Annotated in this window: 19 protein-coding genes and 1 pseudogene; 5 read left to right on the top strand and 15 right to left on the bottom strand. The window is 61.7% G+C overall.

What is annotated here, in order from left to right; translation table 11 throughout:
* Positions 1-139: 139 nt before the first annotated feature.
* The 4 genes and pseudogenes from M2368_RS12860 to M2368_RS12845 all read right to left on the bottom strand — a co-directional run.
* Positions 140-250 (bottom strand): annotated as a pseudogene (locus M2368_RS12860) (helix-turn-helix domain-containing protein); the annotation flags it as partial.
* Positions 251-581: 331 nt separating this feature from the next.
* Complete coding sequence (locus M2368_RS12855) at positions 582-1,784, bottom strand: glycerophosphodiester phosphodiesterase family protein (RefSeq protein WP_426735596.1); 1,203 nt, start codon at positions 1,782-1,784, stop codon at positions 582-584.
* 97 nt (positions 1,785-1,881) lie between these two features.
* Entirely contained in the window at positions 1,882-2,424 is a 543-nt protein-coding gene (locus tag M2368_RS12850) for a YaeQ family protein (protein WP_332504557.1), read from the bottom strand.
* 53 nt (positions 2,425-2,477) lie between these two features.
* Positions 2,478-2,633, bottom strand: coding sequence for a hypothetical protein (locus M2368_RS12845; RefSeq protein ID WP_332504555.1), 156 nt, complete (start codon positions 2,631-2,633; stop codon positions 2,478-2,480).
* 567 nt (positions 2,634-3,200) lie between these two features.
* On the opposite strand from M2368_RS12845, the gene M2368_RS12840 reads away from it, so the two are divergent.
* The 3 genes from M2368_RS12840 to M2368_RS12830 all read left to right on the top strand — a co-directional run bounded on the left by M2368_RS12840 (position 3,201) and on the right by M2368_RS12830 (position 5,773).
* Positions 3,201-4,145: a sensor histidine kinase gene (locus M2368_RS12840; RefSeq protein ID WP_498724551.1), complete on the top strand. Its 945-nt coding sequence runs from the start codon at positions 3,201-3,203 to the stop codon at positions 4,143-4,145.
* On the top strand, positions 4,142-4,825 hold the full coding sequence (locus M2368_RS12835; RefSeq protein ID WP_498724550.1) for a response regulator: 684 nt from the start codon (positions 4,142-4,144) through the stop codon (positions 4,823-4,825). Before M2368_RS12840 ends, M2368_RS12835 begins: the two co-directional genes overlap by 4 nt.
* A 117-nt stretch (positions 4,826-4,942) precedes the next feature.
* Positions 4,943-5,773, top strand: a complete 831-nt coding sequence (locus tag M2368_RS12830; protein ID WP_332595196.1) for a CPBP family intramembrane glutamic endopeptidase — start codon at positions 4,943-4,945, stop codon at positions 5,771-5,773.
* A gap of 95 nt (positions 5,774-5,868) precedes the next feature.
* On the opposite strand, the gene M2368_RS12825 is transcribed toward M2368_RS12830, so the two are convergent.
* The 4 genes from M2368_RS12825 to M2368_RS12810 all read right to left on the bottom strand — a co-directional run bounded on the left by M2368_RS12825 (position 5,869) and on the right by M2368_RS12810 (position 9,026).
* Positions 5,869-6,378, bottom strand: a complete 510-nt coding sequence (locus tag M2368_RS12825; protein ID WP_332595197.1) for an immunity protein CdiI family protein — start codon at positions 6,376-6,378, stop codon at positions 5,869-5,871.
* Positions 6,379-6,414: 36 nt separating this feature from the next.
* Entirely contained in the window at positions 6,415-6,867 is a 453-nt protein-coding gene (locus M2368_RS12820) for an NUDIX domain-containing protein (protein ID WP_332489273.1), read from the bottom strand.
* Positions 6,868-7,150: 283 nt separating this feature from the next.
* Positions 7,151-7,738 carry a DinB family protein gene (locus M2368_RS12815; protein WP_332489272.1) on the bottom strand — a complete coding sequence of 196 codons (588 nt, stop codon included), beginning with the start codon at positions 7,736-7,738 and terminating at the stop codon, positions 7,151-7,153.
* Positions 7,739-8,075: 337 nt separating this feature from the next.
* Entirely contained in the window at positions 8,076-9,026 is a 951-nt protein-coding gene (locus M2368_RS12810) for a DMT family transporter (protein WP_332489271.1), read from the bottom strand.
* Positions 9,027-9,097: 71 nt separating this feature from the next.
* Here M2368_RS12810 and M2368_RS12805 point away from each other — a divergent pair, with 71 nt between their 5' ends.
* Positions 9,098-10,042: a LysR family transcriptional regulator gene (locus tag M2368_RS12805; RefSeq protein WP_332489270.1), complete on the top strand. Its 945-nt coding sequence runs from the start codon at positions 9,098-9,100 to the stop codon at positions 10,040-10,042.
* A gap of 285 nt (positions 10,043-10,327) precedes the next feature.
* On the opposite strand, the gene M2368_RS12800 is transcribed toward M2368_RS12805, so the two are convergent.
* The 5 genes from M2368_RS12800 to modA are packed head-to-tail and all read right to left on the bottom strand — an operon-like array spanning position 10,328 to position 14,774.
* Entirely contained in the window at positions 10,328-11,206 is an 879-nt protein-coding gene (locus M2368_RS12800) for an NTP transferase domain-containing protein (RefSeq protein WP_332489269.1), read from the bottom strand.
* A complete protein-coding gene (locus M2368_RS12795; RefSeq protein WP_332489268.1) occupies positions 11,203-12,450 on the bottom strand; it encodes a molybdopterin molybdotransferase MoeA in 1,248 nt (415 codons plus the stop codon). Before M2368_RS12795 ends, M2368_RS12800 begins: the two co-directional genes overlap by 4 nt.
* The gene (locus tag M2368_RS12790) at positions 12,447-13,199 is read right to left on the bottom strand and encodes an ATP-binding cassette domain-containing protein (RefSeq protein ID WP_426735602.1); all 753 of its coding nucleotides are present in this window, start codon (positions 13,197-13,199) and stop codon (positions 12,447-12,449) included. The genes M2368_RS12795 and M2368_RS12790 overlap by 4 nt, the downstream gene beginning before the upstream one ends.
* On the bottom strand, positions 13,196-14,002 hold the full coding sequence (locus M2368_RS12785; protein WP_426735604.1) for an ABC transporter permease: 807 nt from the start codon (positions 14,000-14,002) through the stop codon (positions 13,196-13,198). The genes M2368_RS12790 and M2368_RS12785 overlap by 4 nt, the downstream gene beginning before the upstream one ends.
* Positions 13,995-14,774, bottom strand: a complete 780-nt coding sequence (gene modA, locus M2368_RS12780) for a molybdate ABC transporter substrate-binding protein (protein WP_426735605.1) — start codon at positions 14,772-14,774, stop codon at positions 13,995-13,997. The genes M2368_RS12785 and modA overlap by 8 nt, the downstream gene beginning before the upstream one ends.
* A 137-nt stretch (positions 14,775-14,911) precedes the next feature.
* Here modA and moaA point away from each other — a divergent pair, with 137 nt between their 5' ends.
* The gene (gene moaA, locus M2368_RS12775; protein WP_426735607.1) at positions 14,912-15,952 is read left to right on the top strand and encodes a GTP 3',8-cyclase MoaA; all 1,041 of its coding nucleotides are present in this window, start codon (positions 14,912-14,914) and stop codon (positions 15,950-15,952) included.
* Here moaA and M2368_RS12770 read toward each other — a convergent pair.
* Together M2368_RS12770 and M2368_RS12765 are read right to left on the bottom strand one after the other, a co-directional pair.
* The gene (locus tag M2368_RS12770) at positions 15,949-16,509 is read right to left on the bottom strand and encodes a DUF6036 family nucleotidyltransferase (protein ID WP_133835083.1); all 561 of its coding nucleotides are present in this window, start codon (positions 16,507-16,509) and stop codon (positions 15,949-15,951) included. The genes moaA and M2368_RS12770 overlap by 4 nt on opposite strands.
* Positions 16,506-17,102, bottom strand: coding sequence for a helix-turn-helix domain-containing protein (locus M2368_RS12765; protein ID WP_133835082.1), 597 nt, complete (start codon positions 17,100-17,102; stop codon positions 16,506-16,508). The genes M2368_RS12770 and M2368_RS12765 overlap by 4 nt, the downstream gene beginning before the upstream one ends.
* Positions 17,103-17,141: the final 39 nt, after the last annotated feature.

Below are 17,141 nucleotides of genomic sequence, written 5' to 3'. Positions count from 1 at the left end.
GGTCGACCGGAATCGCGCCACCGAATCAAAAGTCCTCGCTCTGGATCGGATCTCCCCAGAAACGAGCACGTTTAATAATCATCATTAAATAAGAACGGCGTAAATACTACTTCAGTAGGAGGGCAAAACCCGCCTCGGATTACTCGATGGTCGACAGAAGGGCAGATGGATGCTCGCCGAGACCACTGGCAATCTTCACGATGATGTCCAAGGTGGGATTCCTGCGACCACGCTCGATTCCGCTGACATAAGTCCGGTCGAGTTCAGGATGGTTGGCAAAGGCTCCTTGCGACGTAAACCCTTGGCTTTCCTCAACTCTCGGACCCGGTCGCCAAACGCGCGTCGATGCTCAGGAATGTTCATATATCAAGCTTTTTGATTATGATGACCATGAGACAACGGACTATGAGTCACATGCACGAACATCTACGCTAGGAAGCCATGGCATCGATCACCATGCCGACAAAACGAATCCGAGCCCTGAGAGTACTCTCACGGACTGCTAAAGGTTTCAAATCCCACAGTCACCGCCAGAAAAACCCCGGGAATCAATGATCCCCGGGGTTTTGCTGTGCCTAGAGCTAGTTCGCGAAGGTATCGGTGAGCTTGCCCTTGGCATCCCACAGCGCCAGCGAGTCGCCACCGTTGTTCAGGATTCCCGGTCCGTCCACGTAGTAGGCTTCTTCGCTGTTGGTACCCGGACCCGAGTACACGCGCAGCTGATCGCCTGTCTCCAGCTCGTATCCTTCGCCAATTTCCAGGATGTTGTTAGCGGCATCGCGAATGATGTAGCCGCTGACATCGATGGTGCGCTTTCCGGTGTTCTCCAGGATCACGTGCTCGCCATTTTCTGGGGCGATGTCATCTCCCGGCACGTCATTGATCGCGTTGGCAATCACCACGCCATTGTTGGCAGGGAAATCCTTCTGGCCAGCGATGTGGCGGTTCACCTGTGCTGGGAAGTCGCCGGTGATTCGCTCGACACCCAGGGCCAGTGCAGCATCGGCTGCTTCGACGGCGTTGACGGTGTAGACGCCCAGGCCCAAGCCTGCGTCCTTCACGCGCTGCGCACCGGCGGCGTCAAGGGTGCGGTAGCTAGTGCCGAAAGAATCCGCGTAGGTCGCGTAGGTTGCCAGTTCCGCCGCAGAAGGCACGGTTCCGGTCAGCTGCTGCAGTGGTACTTCAGGTGCCAGTTGGGCAAAGATCTGGTTGGATGCTGCGTCGAAGCTGAGGACCTCGATCTTGTTGGCCTCTGCCAGTGCCTTCCATTCAGGATCCTCAGCCAGCGCGTCGGCTACCAGCTTCTCCACGCCAGGGGACTTGGCTGGATCTTTGATTTCGATGAATACTCCCGTGCCACCGGTCAGTGCACCTGGAACCTCATCGAAATGGGGAATTTTCGTTCCCTCGAACTCGTCTGAGAAGTAGGAACCCGCATCGAGCTGCTGCAGTTCTTCCCAGGTAAATGACGTGATGGGGTCATTGACGCGGTCAGGGAAAACCTCTGCCACGTTCGTGGTGCGGGAAGGCGTTCCGTCATGGAAGATGAACGGTACTCCGTCCTTGGACAGCTGCACATCGATCTCGATGAATTCGGCGCCGGACTGGCTGCCTGCCTTGATGGCCGCCAAGGTGTTCTCCGGTGCCACACCTGCGGCTCCGCGGTGGCCGATAATCAGTGGATCAGATCCAGTCGGTTCAATCTGAGCAGCTCCGGCAGGAGCGGCCAGGGTGACGGCCAAAGCCAGAGTTGCCGTGCCAAGGGTGATATTGCGCAGTTTCATGGAGCACTTCCGTTGGTGTCATTGGTGTACACCGGCCATGTTTCCGCGCGCTGATGACAGCGACCCCACACTGAGCTGAATCAGAGATTAAGCTTTTCTACTCAATCTCATGCGTGCTGAACTGGGTTTCCAGATTCGTCCCGTTCAATTCAAGGTAGATTTGCCCCTCAGTCACCGAGACGGACATGGTATTGCGGCGGGTCAATGCTTGGCCCGCTGCATCAATGAACTTGGGGTCGAAGGAGCGCACCATGATCTCTTGCGACTGGTGGATCGTCTTGCCACGCCAAGAAGCCAGAAGCTTGGCAGGATCGCGGTGCGTGTAGACGGCGGTGCGGTCTGCCCGCTTGCTGCCCAAATGCAGGCGCTGGGCATCAGGGGCGCCCACTTCAATCCACGCGGTAATGAGCCCGGTCAGGTCCTTGACCAAAATGGCTGGCTCTTCTCCGGTGGATACGCCTCCGGCCGAGAAGGCAATACCGTCTTCATATTCGAGGCAGTAGGCCAGTACACGAGTGACCAGGTAGGCATCGGTTTCGGAAGGATGCTGCGCCACTCGCAGCGAAAGATCCCCGTAAACCCCGCGATCCACATCAGCAAGTTGAATTTCAAAGGTGTGCATAGTCGCGCCGATAGCCATAGTTCACGAGTTTACCGTGAACACCATGGCCTGATCGACGCGCGGCTAGCTGGCTAGGCTTTCGCCTCGCGGCTTCGAGCCACGAAGAAACCTGCCAGCGATGACAAGCTGGCCACGGCCGCAAAGATGCCAACCATCGGATTCCCGCTAAAGGAAAGTACCGAAAACGCAGCAAAAAGAATGGCAGAAACAACGAACAGGGTCTTCATAACTAAATCCTATTTGATACAGCTCACGAATAAAAGATTTATTCAGCGGGTGGCAGCTTTCCGCTCACCCCCTTGGCCACGGGCAAAAGAGTTCAACAGTATTGGGCATGCAGCTACCGGAACTACGCTCAGTTTCATCTGACAGCCCACTTTGCACTATCCACCGTCGAGGATCGAAAGGCCCCGTACGAGGTGCGCGCATACCGCGTGGTGCGCTTATCCCAAGCACACGGACCGGCTGCCGACGCCACGGTTCCCCCCTTGGCTTCACGTCCCGCCGGCATGGTCTTCTTTAAAGCCCACCGGCCACCTGCTGGAGATCCGGCGCCGGAGAGTTGCTGGATAATCTTTCGCCCGTGGCAACGCTGGGCGCACGTGTACGATTCTGGGGTGAAGACTGTGCATTGGCCGCTGGCCGGATTCAAGTGGGACGCCGTATCCGCTGCGGTGCTCATCGGCTTGTCATTCGTCCCCGGGGTGGCACGGTAGGGCCTTGAGCTGGCGGACTCCCCCGATCACCCGCTGAATCTGCTTGGCATAGCGCTCATAGGGCTCCAGGGCGGCTCGGTGGCGGTACTGCGCCGCTGGCCGCATTGGTCTTTGGCCCTCGCCTTTTCGTCTTTTGCCGCTTACCAATTGCTCGGGTTCCCCACCACGTTCGCGGCGCTCGGCCTGCTGGTGGCCCTGGTAGGCGCCGGCGCGCTGGCGCAACGGCACCGGCCGCTGACCGTATCGCTGCTCCTAGCCAGCTACGTCCTGCTTGTCGCGGCCCTGATTCGGATTGACCCCACGCTCACGGTACCCGACGCCTTCGCCTTCGGAGCGATGCTGGCGGCGCTGTGGATCTTCGGTTCCTGGCTTCGCTCGCAGTCCGCGATGCGCCGGCGCCACGCCGAAATGCTGGAAAGGGAGATCATCCTGGCCGAGCGGACGCGCATCGCGCACGAGCTGCATGATGTGGTCACGCACCATGTCACGGCGATGGTGGTGCAGGCCGAGGCCGGAGGGTTCCACCCGCAGCTCGATGCCAAGACGCAGCAGCTGCTGGCTTCCATCGCCGACGGGGGCCGGAAAACGCTGGCGGACTTGCGCAGCCTGCTCGGGGCACTGGACGGGAAAGCGGAAAAGTCACGGGTACCCGCCGAGCAGCAGGCCGCCGAGGTCATCGCCCGGGCACGGGCTTCCGGCCAGAATGTGGAATTCGCGGAGCAAGGCGAGCCCTACCCGCTCACCGGGGCTACGGGACTGGTGGTTGTCCGGGTAGTCCAGGAAAGCATGACCAACGCGCTGAAGCATGCGCTCGATGGCGCCGCAACGGTAGGCATCAGCTACGGCAAGGATGAGATCATGGTCGAGGTGGCCAGTTCCGGCCGCCGTGCCAGGGGCTCGGCATCGAACTCTGGAGGCCGGGGGATCATCGGGATGCGAGAACGCGTGGAACTGGCCGGTGGCCAATTGCAGGTCGAACAGCTCGCTGAGCAGTTCGTGGTCAAAGCGAGGATCCCTCGATGACCTCCACTCCAGCGAACACGCCAATCCGCGTGGTCATCTGCGATGACCACGAACTTGTGCGCACCGGATTTTCCACCATCATCAACGCCCAACCCGATCTCGTGGTTGTCGGCGAGGCGGCGGACGGAGAGGAAGCGGTACGAGTCACCCGCCGTGAGCGCCCGGATGTCGTGGTGATGGATATCCGCATGCCGCTGCTGGACGGAATCGAAGCGACCCGGAGAATTGCCGGGCCGCAGGCCTCCGACGCGGCGCGAGTCATGGTGGTGACGACCTTTTCCCTGGACGGCCTGGTGTATGACGCACTGCGCGCCGGCGCGAGCGGCTTCCTGCTCAAGGATGCCCGGCCCGCGGAACTGGCCGCGGCCATCCGGAGCATTGCCGCCGGTGACTCGCTTATCGCCCCGGCGCTGACCCGCTCCTTGATCGGACGCTTCGGCGACCGGCTGCGGCCCTCGGCAAAGGACGCCGCCATCTTCGAGGCGCTGACCGCGCGCGAACGCGAAGTGCTGCAGCTGATCGCCGAAGGCCTGTCCAACGCGGAGATCGCAGCGCAACTGGTGATCAGTCCCGAAACGGTGAAAACCTATGTGTCTCGCATCTTGTCGAAGCTGCAGGTGCGCGACCGGGTGCAAGCTGTCGTGCTCGCCCACAATACGGGATTCGCCGACTGGTCCTGACGCGCCGGTCCCCCGAACGGGGGATCCCAAGTGCCTGCCCGCGGGTGATTTGCCCCGCGCCCCAACGCCGTAGCGTCTTGTTCACACCCACTATCGGGTAGCGAACAAGGAGCAAGAATGACAGAAGCTACGCAGAAATCGCCCTCCCTCAGGCATAAAACCTGGATCTCCACAACCCTGATGGTCACTGGAATGGCCATCGCAATGCTGATGGCCAATGCCCTGGCCGCGTGGCCGCGCAATCCGGTGGCAGCCTTGATCATCGGACCCATCCTGGCCGTGGCAATGATCGGCCTGTTCAGCATTGCGGGACAACGAGTCGAACGCCGTAAGGCAGAAGAATTCCCGAGGCGCAACGCCGTCCGCCATGTGCTGGTCGGAACGGGGCTCGGGGTGCTGATGTCCGGGGCCACAGTGGGCCTCCTTGCCCTCTTCGGCGCGTACACGATCACCGGCTGGGGCTCCGTTTCCGGAATGCTGGCCGTCGCCGGAATGATGTGCGCGGTTGCGGTGTCGGAGGAAGTGTTCTTCCGCGGCGTGGTCTTCCGCCTGCTGCGTGGCCGTTGGGGTACCACGGTGGCGCTGAGCGTCTCGTCAATCCTCTTCGGGCTCGTCCACCTGGTGAATCCGGACGCGTCGCTGTGGGGTGCCTTCGCCATCATGATCGAAGCTGGAATCATGCTCGGCGCCGCCTACCTTGCCACCGGATCGCTTTGGCTGGCGATCGGCGTGCACTTCGGCTGGAACTTCGCGACCACCGGCCTTTTCGGCTCGGTCACCTCGGGATCCGAGGCGCGCGATTCGCTGGTCACCGCAGTGATCAGCGGACCGGACTGGCTGTCCGGAGGAGCCTTTGGACCCGAAGCCAGCATCGTGGCAATCGTGGTCTGCTCGGTGGCAACCCTCGTGTTCTTCGCAGTCGCCCGTCGCCGTGCCGCAACCGTCTGAAGATTCCCGGCCTGCACCCCAATGCGCGTCACGCATTCGGGCTGCAGCCGAGAATCCACCCGTACAGATCAAGCTGGCTCGGGACAGCCTGAGGGCTACTTGCGCTCGGGATTTTGCGGATCAAACACCGTTTGCGACAGCGGCGCATAGGCGTACCAACCAGGATGCTCCCCACGCAGAGCCCTTTCCCGGGCTTCGGCAACGTCCGCTTGGAACCGGTTGTTTTCCACGACAAAAGCCTCGAAAGCTTCGGCAGCCTGCGGATTCTGAGCTGTACCGCTCGCCTGGAAGCTGCGCGCAGGGCAGTCATCGTCTTGAGCGCTCAAATCGATGATGAACTTGTTGCCGAGTTCATCGGCTACACGCTGTGCCAGCAGTAATCCTTGGGCATAGAACTCGCGACCGAGCTCCGCTGAGTTCCATTCGTAGTCACGGTCCAGGCCTTCATAGAAGAGCTCTTCCCATCCGGCAAGATCGGCTGCCAGTTCGGGCGACAGCCCTGCCGCGTCATAGGGAACCGGGTCTGGAAACCATAAAACTGTATCCGCATGGTCCGGAAACATTCGGACCGTGCGGGACTCGGATTCGTCCATGGAACTGTTCATGGATAGATCATACCGATGACGATGCGGCGTTCCTGCTCAGCTGAGGACAGGGTTCGACTCGTCGCTGAGTTTCCCGAGCATGGCACCGAGCCCGGCTGCCAGGACGTGCGCCTGTGCCAGTGGTAGCCACCAGCATTCCCAGGACTCGGGTGTGCCGCCATGCGAGGGATCTTGTTCACCGGCTATCCAACGCCGTGAAAGATCTTGCCGGGGAACACTGAGTTCGAAGAAGTGCCGGTTAGCAATTTCGTCTCTCATGGGCCGTAAGTCATAGGCCATCGTTCCAAGGTCTCGTGTAACGAAGCCTTCTATTCCAGTCTCCTCGAAGAGCTCACGTACGGCCGCTCGACCGGGGGTTTCACCCGGCTGGAGGGTTCCAGCCGGCACTTGGACTCCGGTGACACGCATAGGGTGCTGCAAATGCGTGAAGACCAGCAGGTGATCGTCTTGGACGACGTAGCAAACTGCTTGTTCTATCACGCTCGGCATTGCTTGATAATACCAACAGCAGCGGCTGGCCTGGCCGGGAGCACAGTCCGTTCCTCATCGGTTTCGCGCCAGGAGCCATGCATTCGGCATCGGGCATTGCCGCTAGCGCTAGGTCGATGTTGGGTTTGAGCTGCACGTGGTTCCCCACCATTGCAGCCGCTCAATCGACGAACTGAAGTGCCGGGGAGTCACAGGTCCCTTATTTCAAAATGTCCAGCAGGGTTCTGGTTCGGGGATCTCCGCCGCAAGCCTGCCGGACGACAGAATCAACACGCCGGAAGAACTAGGCGTTCTCGGCTAGCTTTTTCATCTGCAAGCGTTGTTCTTCCCACTGGTCGGCAGTGAGCTCTGGCAAGTTAGGTGCCGATGGCCGTAGACCGACGAAACCGTCCAGCTGCTCCCGGACGATATCCAAGTGCCCGGCATGCCGGTGCGACTCTGCGATCATATGCACCAGGAGCCGTTCCACCGTGGTGTGCCGATGCTTTCCCCACCATGGCACTACAGCCGGTGAACCCAGCTCCAGCTCGTCAAGCACTCCATCGGCTGCGGCAATCGCTTCCTTGTAGAACATGACTGCATCATTCAGAGTCATCCCCGGTGGCGGGAGGAAGTCTGCTTGCGCGTCATCGGAATCGGAGATGCTCCGGATAATCGGATTCTGAATTTCGCGGCCCAGGCATTCGATGAAATACCCGGATTCGGTGACGGCCAGGTGAAGCAGCAGCCCCATGGCGTGGGTACCTGTCGAGGTCATGGGCGTTCGCGCTTGGGCATCGCTCAGGCCTTCGCATTTCCACAAGATGGCTTCGCGGGCATCGTTGAGATATTCGCGCAGCAGCGCGCCGCGGTCACTTTTATCAATTGGCATGAGCCGAGTCTAATGCCGCGATGGAAACAGGAAAATAGGCCGCTGCAGGACGGTGCACAGCAGTGACCGCTCGCTCTGACGCCTAGGTAACAAGCCCGAGCATCAAGGTGACGTTCGCAGGACGGTTTCAGGGAAATCCGGCTACTTGCAAGATCGAAAGGTGGGGACATTACGCCATTATTCAGTCCGGCCTCGGGTGCAGGTCCAAGGAGAGCCGTGGTTTCCCCCGTAACGGCGGCTACAGGTTGCACGCGCAAACGCAGAATACGAATAGGAGTACATCCCGTATGTGCAGCATTCGCAGCTCCCGGGACAGGATGGATATCGCCTTGCCGGGTCAGTTGCCGTCAGCTGGCCCAATCACCGGTGCCAAGCCTTCCTTGGCCGTTGGGCCGCTTCCGCGCCAGCGTTGTTCAGCACGCGCACCCCACCACGTGGCCCCCAGGAGTACAGCGGCGCCCGCATATCCGAGTGCGCCTATCGGATCTGAGGCCAGGAGCACTCCTGCCAGCAGTGCCCATCCTGGTTCTGTGCCAAGAAGCATGCCCGCACGTGACGCCGAGGTGTGCTTAGTGGCCCACAGCTGCCCGAGAAAAGCGAAGATGGTGCAGCCCAGGCACAGATAGGCGATGGTGAGCCAATTTTCGATGCTGAAACCCGGAAGATGCTCCAGCAACGAATTGCCGCCCCACGCGGCGAAGATCGCAGCTCCGAACACTATCTCGACCGTGGTTAGTCCCAGCACATCAGCGTTCCTGCCAATGGTAAACCGTGCCTCGGCAACACCGAGCAGGGCCCGGGTTACCGCCGCAAGGAGCATCAGGCCATCACCCAGATTGGCCCCGGAAAATCCCTGCCCACCCACGAGCAGCGTGATTCCGACCAGTGCAAGAAGAACACTGGAGACCAGAGACGGGGAAAGCCGTCTTCTCGTGAGTGCGGATTCGAGCAACGGGGTGAAGAGAATGGAAAGGGCTATGATAAGTCCGGCATTGGTAGCACTTGTGAGCGTGACACCAATGGTTTCCAAAGCGATAGTCGCCGCTCGCATGGTCCCGAGCAGGACTCCGGGCAAAGTCGAGTCCCGGAGCCGCATGTTGGAGCGGGCGAGATTCACGCAGAGCAAGATTGCCGCTGCGGGCAGGAAACGGGCGCACATCACCGCGGCAGCAGACGAGGCCATCGCGAGATCTTGGGTTGCCAGGTAGCTCCCGCCCCACATGATTGCGATGATCATCAGGATTATATCGGGAAGAAAGCGATGGGTCGCACGGGGATTTTCTGGCATGCTTTCACTTTAGGAAGGCAAACCATGCAGAACAACGGCCAGTGTCTTCACTATCCCGTAAGCTAAGCTTCATGGAAGTGCATCACCTGCGAACCCTGCGCGAGCTCAGGGACCGGGGCTCGGTAACTGCAGTAGCCCAGGCTCTGCACCTTTCGCCGTCTGCCGTATCCCAGCAGCTTGCAGCGCTGCAACGCGGGATGCCAGTTGCCCTGACCGAGCCGCGCGGCCGCGTGCTGGTGCTCACCCCCGCTGGGGAGCGGTTGGCCGACGCCGGCGGAGAAGTACTGGAGTCTCTCGCACGCGCAGAGAATTCCGTCTCCGAATACCTGCTGGCACGTCAAGAGCCCGTTTCGGTCACCGCTTTCCACAGTGCCGGACTGGCCTGGTTTCCGCCGCTCATCGCCAGCAGCCTGAGCGATCCAGACGGCCCCATGGTGCATTGCCGGGACGAAGACGTGTCTATCAACGGGTTCGTCGATCTGGTCGGGAACCATGATCTGGTCATCGCCCACCGCCCGCTGGCCTCAGCTGCATGGCCGGGCAACAGGGTGCACGTCACGCCCGTCCTACAAGAGCCGATCGACGTGGCACTCCACCGGGAACACCCGTTAGCTCAGCAGGAAACGGTGCGCTTGGCCGATTTGGTGGGCGAAACCTGGGTCGCAGCACACGAGGGATTCGCACTGGAACCGTTGCTGGTCCAAGCGATGTTTGCCAGTGCCGGAAACCCGATTCAGATCGCGCATCGCGTCAATGAGTTCAACCTGGTGGCGGCGATCATCGCCGAAACCCGCATGCTTGGGTTGCTGCCTCGATATACGGGGCTGACCCCATATTTCCGCGAGCACGTAGTGCTGCGTCCCCTGGCAGACCTCTCCCTCGGCCGCCATATCGACATCTTGACCAGGCCCGAAGCACGGACTCGGGTGAGCACACGCACCGTGATTGACCGGATCATCAAGATTGCCGACCGGACTCGCCTCCACGCGGAGGAAGCGTTGCCGAAAGTCCACTAGCGCCCCTGCAAGCAAATGGCGCATTCTGGTCGTCTGCTCGTCCTGCGAGACAATCGCGACCAGGAATCGGGCGATTACTGAATCCCCGGTATTCAAATTAACGAAGCTTCCTTGATTTCCTGCCTAAGTCAGGGCTCGGTGAAAAGGCGCACGCCTCGAAGCACTCCCAGGATCTGCAATTAGCGGTCAGTCCGGCAACAAATCGAAAAGGGCCACTCTTCAATTCGCTCCAACCTTGCGCACAATTTCACTGGTATTGCACTGCGGTCTCAAGGGATTCATGGCTTACGCTGTTCCTTCAGGATGCTCATCGGCCCAGCGGTGGGCACGAGAAACCAACTGCTCCGACAGCCCGGACAAGTCTCCCTTGCCGCTGCCCATGGCGAGGCCGAGCAGGAAGGTGCTCAGGGGTGCCGCTGGTCGGGCCACCTCGTGAGCTACATGCTTGGCAACATCAAGCACGGTAGCGATATCCACTTCGCTGGAGTCCAAGCCCAATTCCTTGGCGGCTGCTTCCAGCCAATCATTCAGTGCTTCTGGCGGTAGATGCTGTGCCATGGCTTTCCTTCGATTTTGGCGGGCGCTTTCCAACGCCTGCGGGGTATCAATATCACTGCTGGTTTCATCATCCACCGGCACCCGCGCCAGCTGCAGCTGATTCAAGGCTCGGCGCACCGGGGCATTGACCAGGTTCTCGCCCAGCTCTGCGCAGACCGAACCCAGTGCCGAGGTGCGATAGATTCCTGCCAGCCACTGGGCATGGCCTTCAGCGTCAACCAGCAACAGGCCGTCATCTGCACGTTGTCCAAAGCCACCGATTAATGCGCTGGCCACGGCAACCGGCCGTTGCAGGTCGCAGGCCAGCACCATGGTCCATTCCCCATTGCCGCTGGCGGCAAGCTCGGCAAGCCCGGCGGCGATTCCCGCCAACGGACCGGCAAATGGCGGGTCTTCCCGGATGACAGCGTCAGCCTTGGTACCAGTGGATTCCGGGCCGACCACCACTACCCGTCGTGCGCCGGTCTTGCGGGCCGCGGTGACCACGCGGTCAACCAGGCGCTTGCCGTGCAGCTCAATTTCGGCTTTGCCGTCGCCACCGAGTCGGGTCCCCCTGCCGCCAGCCAGTACCAGGGCATCGAAGCCGGCGAGCTCCAGCGTGTTCATGGAATCATCCTCAGCACTTCGACCGCATCGCCCGGGTTGACCCGCTCGATGCCAGGCGGGACCAGCGCGTAGCCTTGGGCGGCGCCGAAGCCGCCCACCGAATGGGAAATGCTGCTGGCTTGGACCGCCGGGGCGCACCGCAGTTGTTCCCCATGCTCGAAGACTACCGGGATGACCTGCATGCGTCCGGCTGCGGCTTTCCATCCCACCGCGGCGATGGCGCGCAAAGTTGGGCGCAGCACCTCGCGGTGGCCTTGCATGGCCCGCAGGCAGGGGCGCACGAACAGCTCGAAGCTGACCGCCGCGCTGACCGGGTTGCCCGGCAGGGCGAAGACCATCGCGCCGCCCTCCAAGCGGCCTGCGCACTGCGGCTGCCCGGGGCGGATCTTCACCCGGGTTGCCTGCACCTCAGGTTCTGCTTCCAGCACTTGGCGCATCACATCATAGGCACCGGGACCAACTCCCCCGGTGCTCAGGACGACATCATGGGTTGCTCCAAGCAGGTCCAGCTGTTCGCGGACCGCTTGAGTGTCATCCACGCAGTGCACCACGGTAGCTGCCTGGATGCCGGATTCAGCCAGGAGCCCTGCCATGAGCAGCGAATTGGTTTCCGGGATTTGCCCGCGCGACAGCGTTTTCCCGGGCGATAGCAATTCCGCCCCGGTGACCAGCACGGCCACCTTGGGCTGTGTGCGCACCGACAGCTTGCTGGCACCGGCTGCCGCCAAGGCGGAAAGACGGGCCGCGGTGAGCTGCTCGCCGGCATAGGCCACCAGGTCACCGGCGGCCTTGTCCTCGCCGCTGCGGCGGATGTCCTTGCCTGCTGGCACCGGTCCATGGATCTGCACGGTGGCGGCATCCCAGCCATCTGCAGCGGCTGAAGTATCCTCGATGCGCACCACGGCATCGGCATCCGTCGGGATCGGAGCACCGGTCATGATCTTCACGCACTGGCCCGGTTCCAGCTTCGGGTCCCAGCCGCTGCCCGCGGGCACTTCGCCGACGACTTCCAGGGCAATTGGCGCCTCAGCGGTATCCTCGGAGCGCACCGCATAGCCGTCCATCGCCGAGTTGTCCCACAGCGGCAACGGGTGCGTGGAGGTGGCATCCTCGGCCAGCACCGCGCCGTGCAGGAGGGCGAAACCGCCTGCCACCTCGATCTGCTGCGGGGCCAACGGCACGACCTGCGACAGCAGCCGCGCGCGGTGCACTTCAAGTTCCACGGGTTCATTGACGGTACTCATGGCTGCTCTCCCTGGATGCTCCTGGGGTGCTGCGCTGGCAAGGTAGCCACCACTGCGCGCACAAAACGGTTGGCCGGATCGGCGAAGACCTGCTCGACGGTTCCCTGCGCAATGATGTTTCCCCGTTCCAGCACCAGCAGGTCATCGGCGAGCGCCAAGGTGTCGGCGGCCGAATGCGAGACGACGATGGCGCTGGTGGCGGTGCGTTCCAGCTCTTCGCGCACCAATGCGCGCATGTCCATGGCGGCTTCGACATCCAGCGAGGCGAAGGGCTCGTCGATCAGCAGGATCTTGGGCTGGGCGGCCAAGGCCCGGGCCAGCGCAATGCGTTGGCGCTGCCCGCCGGAGAGGGCCTCGGGCCGGTGGGTGGCGATTTCTTCCAGTCCCAGCCGCCCGATCCATTCGGCGGCCACGGCCTTGGCGGCAGCCTTGTCCAGTCCCCCGGCCCGGGCGCCAAAGGCGATATTCTTCAGCGCATCCAGGTGCGGGAACAGGTGCGGGTCTTGGCCCAGCAGGCCTACCTCGCGCAGGTGCGGCGGGCGGTGCTGCTTCGCGTCGGCCAGCAGGGAACCGGAAAGCTCGATGCGCCCCTCGGCAATCTTCTGGATCCCGGCAATCGCATGCACAATGGTGGACTTGCCCGAGCCGCTGGGACCCATCATCGCCAGCGTGCTTCCGGCAGGCACCTGGAATTCGACGTCTACGTCGAATCCGGTACGCGGCACGCGCAGCGCAACCTTCAATGTCATTTCAAGGCTCCCGGACGCCAGGCGCGCACTAGCAGCAGCACCACTACCGCGGTGGCCAGAAGCAGGATCGATAGGGCTACTGCCGAGTCGCGTCCGGTTCCGGCCCCGTTGAACGCGGTGTAGATGGCCAGCGGCATGGTCTGGGTAACCCCCGGCGCATTGCCGGCGAACAGCGCGGTGGCCCCGAATTCGCCGATGGCCCGCGCGAAGCACAGGATCACCCCGGCCACCAGGCCCGGAGCGGCCAGCGGCAAGGTGATGCGGGTGAGCACCATCCAGCGCCCGGCGCCCAGGGTGGCGGCGGCCTGTTCGTACCCGGCGCCGGCGGCACGCAGCGATCCTTCCACGGAGAGCACCAGGAAGGGCAGAGCCACGAAGCTCTGGGCAATGACCACCGCGGCGGTGGAAAAAGGCAGGGTAATCCCCCACATGGAATCGATGAATTGTCCGATGGGGCTGGTGCGCCCGAAGAGGAAGAGCAGGGCCACGCCGCCGACCATGGGCGGAAGCACCAGCGGGACGGCGATCAAGGCCCGCAATAGCTGGGCCACCCGGGCCGAGCTGCGCGCCATCAGCACCGCCAGCGGCACGCCGAGCAGCACGCACAGGGCGGTGGCCGCCACCCCGGTGCGCAAGCTCAGCCAGAGCGCCGAGAGGGCTTGAGGGCTGGTGGCATCGGCCACCAGCGTGGACCAGCTGGCACGGGTGAGAAGCGCCAGCAGCGGCAGCACCAGCAATCCCACGCCCAGCAAGGCCGGGGCAATGACGAAGCCGGGAACCCGCACCCCGGTATCGCTAGCCATTGGCCTGCGCAGCCCCGGTGCCGAAACCGTGCTCTGCCAGGATTTGCTGGCCGCGCTCGCTGATCACGAAGTCCACGAAGCCCTGTGCGCCGGGGTTCTCGCCCAGCGTGGCGATCGGATAGGTGTTCACTACCTCGTCGGCTCCTTCCGGAACGATCGCGGCGACGTTTTCGTCACCCAGCACATCGGTGGCGTAGACCAGTCCGGCATCCGCTTCGCCGGCGGCCACCTTCTGCAGCACCGCGGTGACATTCTGCTCCTCGCTGGCTGGGACCACTTCGACGCCCTGGGCCTGGAGCAGCTGGTGTGAGGCCGAGCCGCACGGCACCTGCTGCGCGCACAGCACCGTGGTGGCCCCGGCAAGGTCTTCCAGCGAATCGATATCCGCCGGGTTCTCCTGCGGCACCGCGATCACCATGGTGTTGCTGGCGAAGATCACCGGCTCGTGGCCGAACCCGGCCTCGGTCACCTCCAGCATGTTGCGTTCATCTGCCGAGGCGAAGACATCCACGTTTGAGCCTTCAAGGATCTGCGTGGCCAGGGTCGAAGAGCCGTCATAGGAGATGCTGGCAATCTGCACCTCCGGATGTTCTGCGGTGAACTCCTCGGAGATCTGTTCGAAGGCGCTCTGCAAGGAGGCTGCCGCGGAGATGGTGATGGGTTCGGACGCGGCCTGATCGGAAGAGCCGCTGGCCGAACAGCCCGCCAAAGCCAGCACGGCCGCCGCGAGCCCGGCAAGGGCTCGGAACCGTGGAAACGGGCGGTGCTGCATGGGATCTCCTTGAAATCGGGGGCTGGTGCCAATGCTACCGTCGAGCCAACCGGAGCCGATCCATTTTGCGTACTTGATTTGTTACTTTCAGGTTAACCGTCTTCCACGCAACGGTGCCGGGGGCTACTGTGGAGTGTATGAAAGCACAAGCGGCCGGCACCCTGGGCGATGCCCGTGGACGGCCCCTGCATGACCTGCGGATTTCGGTGACAGACCGCTGCAATTTCCGCTGCGTCTACTGCATGCCCAAGGAGATCTTCGGCCGCGACTTCGTTTTCCGCGAGCGCTCCGAGCTGCTCAGCTTCGAGGAGATCGAGCGGCTGGCCCGCGTCAGCGTTTCGCTGGGGGTCACCAAGCTGCGGTTGACCGGCGGCGAGCCGCTGCTGCGCCGCGGCATCGTGGACCTGGTGGGCATGCTCGCCAAGCTGCGCACCCCCGAGGGCCAGCCGGTGGATCTGGCAATGACCACCAACGGGTCGGCGCTACCGGTGCTCGCACCTGCGTTGAAGGAAGCCGGGATGAACCGCGTGACCATCTCCCTGGATTCCTTGGATGACGAGAAGTTCAAGGCCATCAACGACGTGGACTTCCCGGTCTCCCGGGTACTGCACGCCATCGACGTGGCCCGTGAAGTGGGCCTGGGCCCGGTGAAGATCAATACCGTGGTCAAGCGCGGGGTCAATGACTCGGAGATCCTGTCGCTGGCCGAGCACTTCCGCGGCACTGGGGCGATCCTGCGCTTCATCGAATACATGGATGTGGGCACCACCAACGGCTGGAAGCTGGATGAGGTGCTGCCCTCCTCCGAGGTCGTGGCCATGGTCAATAAGCGCTGGGCGCTGGAACCGGTGACCAAAACCGAACCGGGTGAAACGGCCAACCGGTGGCGCTACCAGGACGGAGCCGGGGAGATCGGCGTGATATCCAGCGTCACCAATGCCTTCTGCGGCAATTGCTCGCGCGCCCGGGTCTCGGCCGAAGGCCAGCTGTACACCTGCCTGTTTGCCGGCTCGGGCTATGACCTGCGCCAGCTGATGCGCGACGGGATCAGCGACGAGGATCTTGCCAAGGCGCTGACCGGGCATTGGCGCAAGCGCGATGACAATTATTCCGAGCTGCGTGCGGCGCTGACCCCGGGCAACCGCAAGCGCATCGAAATGTCCTACATCGGGGGCTAGGGGTTCTTGTTGCTTCTTAGACGCCGTGCGACGGTTATGGCCTCTTCTGCGACAATCTCATAATTTTGCCGACTCCCAGACAAAGGAATTGAGTCTTCTCCATACTTGTCATAGGCGAGTTCAAGTAATTCGCTGGTGTCGCTGAGTCTTAAAGCGTTGACCAGGTGCCCTAAATCAAGAATGTCTTTGTCGCGCTCCGCCGCCAGCTTCATGGCGGTCAAAGTCGGCAAATCAGCAACTTCGACTGCGGAAAGAATAGAGTCCGGCGCGGGAGCCCAAGAGGCATTGTCGGGGATGAAAGCGGCTGCACTAGAGTTCAACCACTTTTTAGGCAAACCGTGTTCGGCCGCCATCGCCTCTATGATTTTTTCGACTTCTGTCCGATGCGAGTAGTAAGCATCGATATCTTCCGTAGCACGATCAATCAGGCCGTGAAGAAGCATAGCCGAGCCCCCGACGACTCTAATTCTCACGTTGAGTCCCTGTTCGTTCAGGCGCCGTTCGAGTTCTGCGAGCAGGTCAACGACTCTGTTTCTTCCCAAGCCCGTTCTACTCATGCTGTTCCCAAGCTCCGTTGTCGAATCCACACATTCAGTTCTTGAAGTGCTGGAGGCGTCTCAGCGCGAATTAGCTCCTTCATCTTCTCCCCTACCGGATACAACTTTTCCGAGAGGAACACGGGTTCCGTTGGTCGCACAATGTCCGAGGTCCACTGCGGGACTGGCGTATTGGTCTGGCCCGCAATCCACTTAGTTATGGCCGCCAGAGCCACTTGGTATTGCGAGTCCTCCAATTCAGGCGACTGTGCCAAGAGTGGACGCCCGGCTTCAAGAGATTCAGTCGAATATTCACTGATGAGACGCAGTGCGAACTCGAAATTTTTGGCTTCCAGGGTCTGTCGGAAGTCCTCAGCTATTTCAGCGCCCCTGTCATTAATAATGCGTAGCCCAGGCTCCTCAAACCCAAGTCTCTTCAGAACCCTAAGCACTAATCCCAGAGCCACCGTTTCTTTCCCTGCTTCCAAGTCAACGATGAACTTACGCGAAACCCCTACCGAATTTGCCAAGGCAGCTTGGGTCAGCCCTAGGAAACCACGTTGGGTCCGGATCTTATCCGCCAGGCTTCCGACAGTGAACGATGGGGTTTTCATATTCAAATGATGTCACCGTACGGTGACTTTGTCTAGAAG

This window comes from Arthrobacter sp. JUb119 (assembly GCF_024807995.1).
Taxonomy (GTDB): Bacteria; Actinomycetota; Actinomycetes; order Actinomycetales; family Micrococcaceae; genus Glutamicibacter.
This window is presented reverse-complemented; position numbering and strand designations above follow the sequence as displayed.

Coding starts and splice junctions, on each gene's coding strand:
- M2368_RS12855 (WP_426735596.1), bottom strand. CDS start 1,784: ATGAAACTGCGCAATATCACCCTTGGCACGGCAACTCTGGCTTTGGCC.
- M2368_RS12850 (WP_332504557.1), bottom strand. CDS start 2,424: ATGGCTATCGGCGCGACTATGCACACCTTTGAAATTCAACTTGCTGAT.
- M2368_RS12845 (WP_332504555.1), bottom strand. CDS start 2,633: ATGAAGACCCTGTTCGTTGTTTCTGCCATTCTTTTTGCTGCGTTTTCG.
- M2368_RS12835 (WP_498724550.1), top strand. CDS start 4,142: ATGACCTCCACTCCAGCGAACACGCCAATCCGCGTGGTCATCTGCGAT.
- M2368_RS12830 (WP_332595196.1), top strand. CDS start 4,943: ATGACAGAAGCTACGCAGAAATCGCCCTCCCTCAGGCATAAAACCTGG.
- M2368_RS12825 (WP_332595197.1), bottom strand. CDS start 6,378: ATGAACAGTTCCATGGACGAATCCGAGTCCCGCACGGTCCGAATGTTT.
- M2368_RS12820 (WP_332489273.1), bottom strand. CDS start 6,867: ATGCCGAGCGTGATAGAACAAGCAGTTTGCTACGTCGTCCAAGACGAT.
- M2368_RS12815 (WP_332489272.1), bottom strand. CDS start 7,738: ATGCCAATTGATAAAAGTGACCGCGGCGCGCTGCTGCGCGAATATCTC.
- M2368_RS12810 (WP_332489271.1), bottom strand. CDS start 9,026: ATGCCAGAAAATCCCCGTGCGACCCATCGCTTTCTTCCCGATATAATC.
- M2368_RS12805 (WP_332489270.1), top strand. CDS start 9,098: ATGGAAGTGCATCACCTGCGAACCCTGCGCGAGCTCAGGGACCGGGGC.
- M2368_RS12800 (WP_332489269.1), bottom strand. CDS start 11,206: ATGAACACGCTGGAGCTCGCCGGCTTCGATGCCCTGGTACTGGCTGGC.
- M2368_RS12795 (WP_332489268.1), bottom strand. CDS start 12,450: ATGAGTACCGTCAATGAACCCGTGGAACTTGAAGTGCACCGCGCGCGG.
- M2368_RS12790 (WP_426735602.1), bottom strand. CDS start 13,199: ATGACATTGAAGGTTGCGCTGCGCGTGCCGCGTACCGGATTCGACGTA.
- M2368_RS12785 (WP_426735604.1), bottom strand. CDS start 14,002: ATGGCTAGCGATACCGGGGTGCGGGTTCCCGGCTTCGTCATTGCCCCG.
- modA (WP_426735605.1), bottom strand. CDS start 14,774: ATGCAGCACCGCCCGTTTCCACGGTTCCGAGCCCTTGCCGGGCTCGCG.
- moaA (WP_426735607.1), top strand. CDS start 14,912: ATGAAAGCACAAGCGGCCGGCACCCTGGGCGATGCCCGTGGACGGCCC.
- M2368_RS12770 (WP_133835083.1), bottom strand. CDS start 16,509: ATGAGTAGAACGGGCTTGGGAAGAAACAGAGTCGTTGACCTGCTCGCA.
- M2368_RS12765 (WP_133835082.1), bottom strand. CDS start 17,102: ATGAAAACCCCATCGTTCACTGTCGGAAGCCTGGCGGATAAGATCCGG.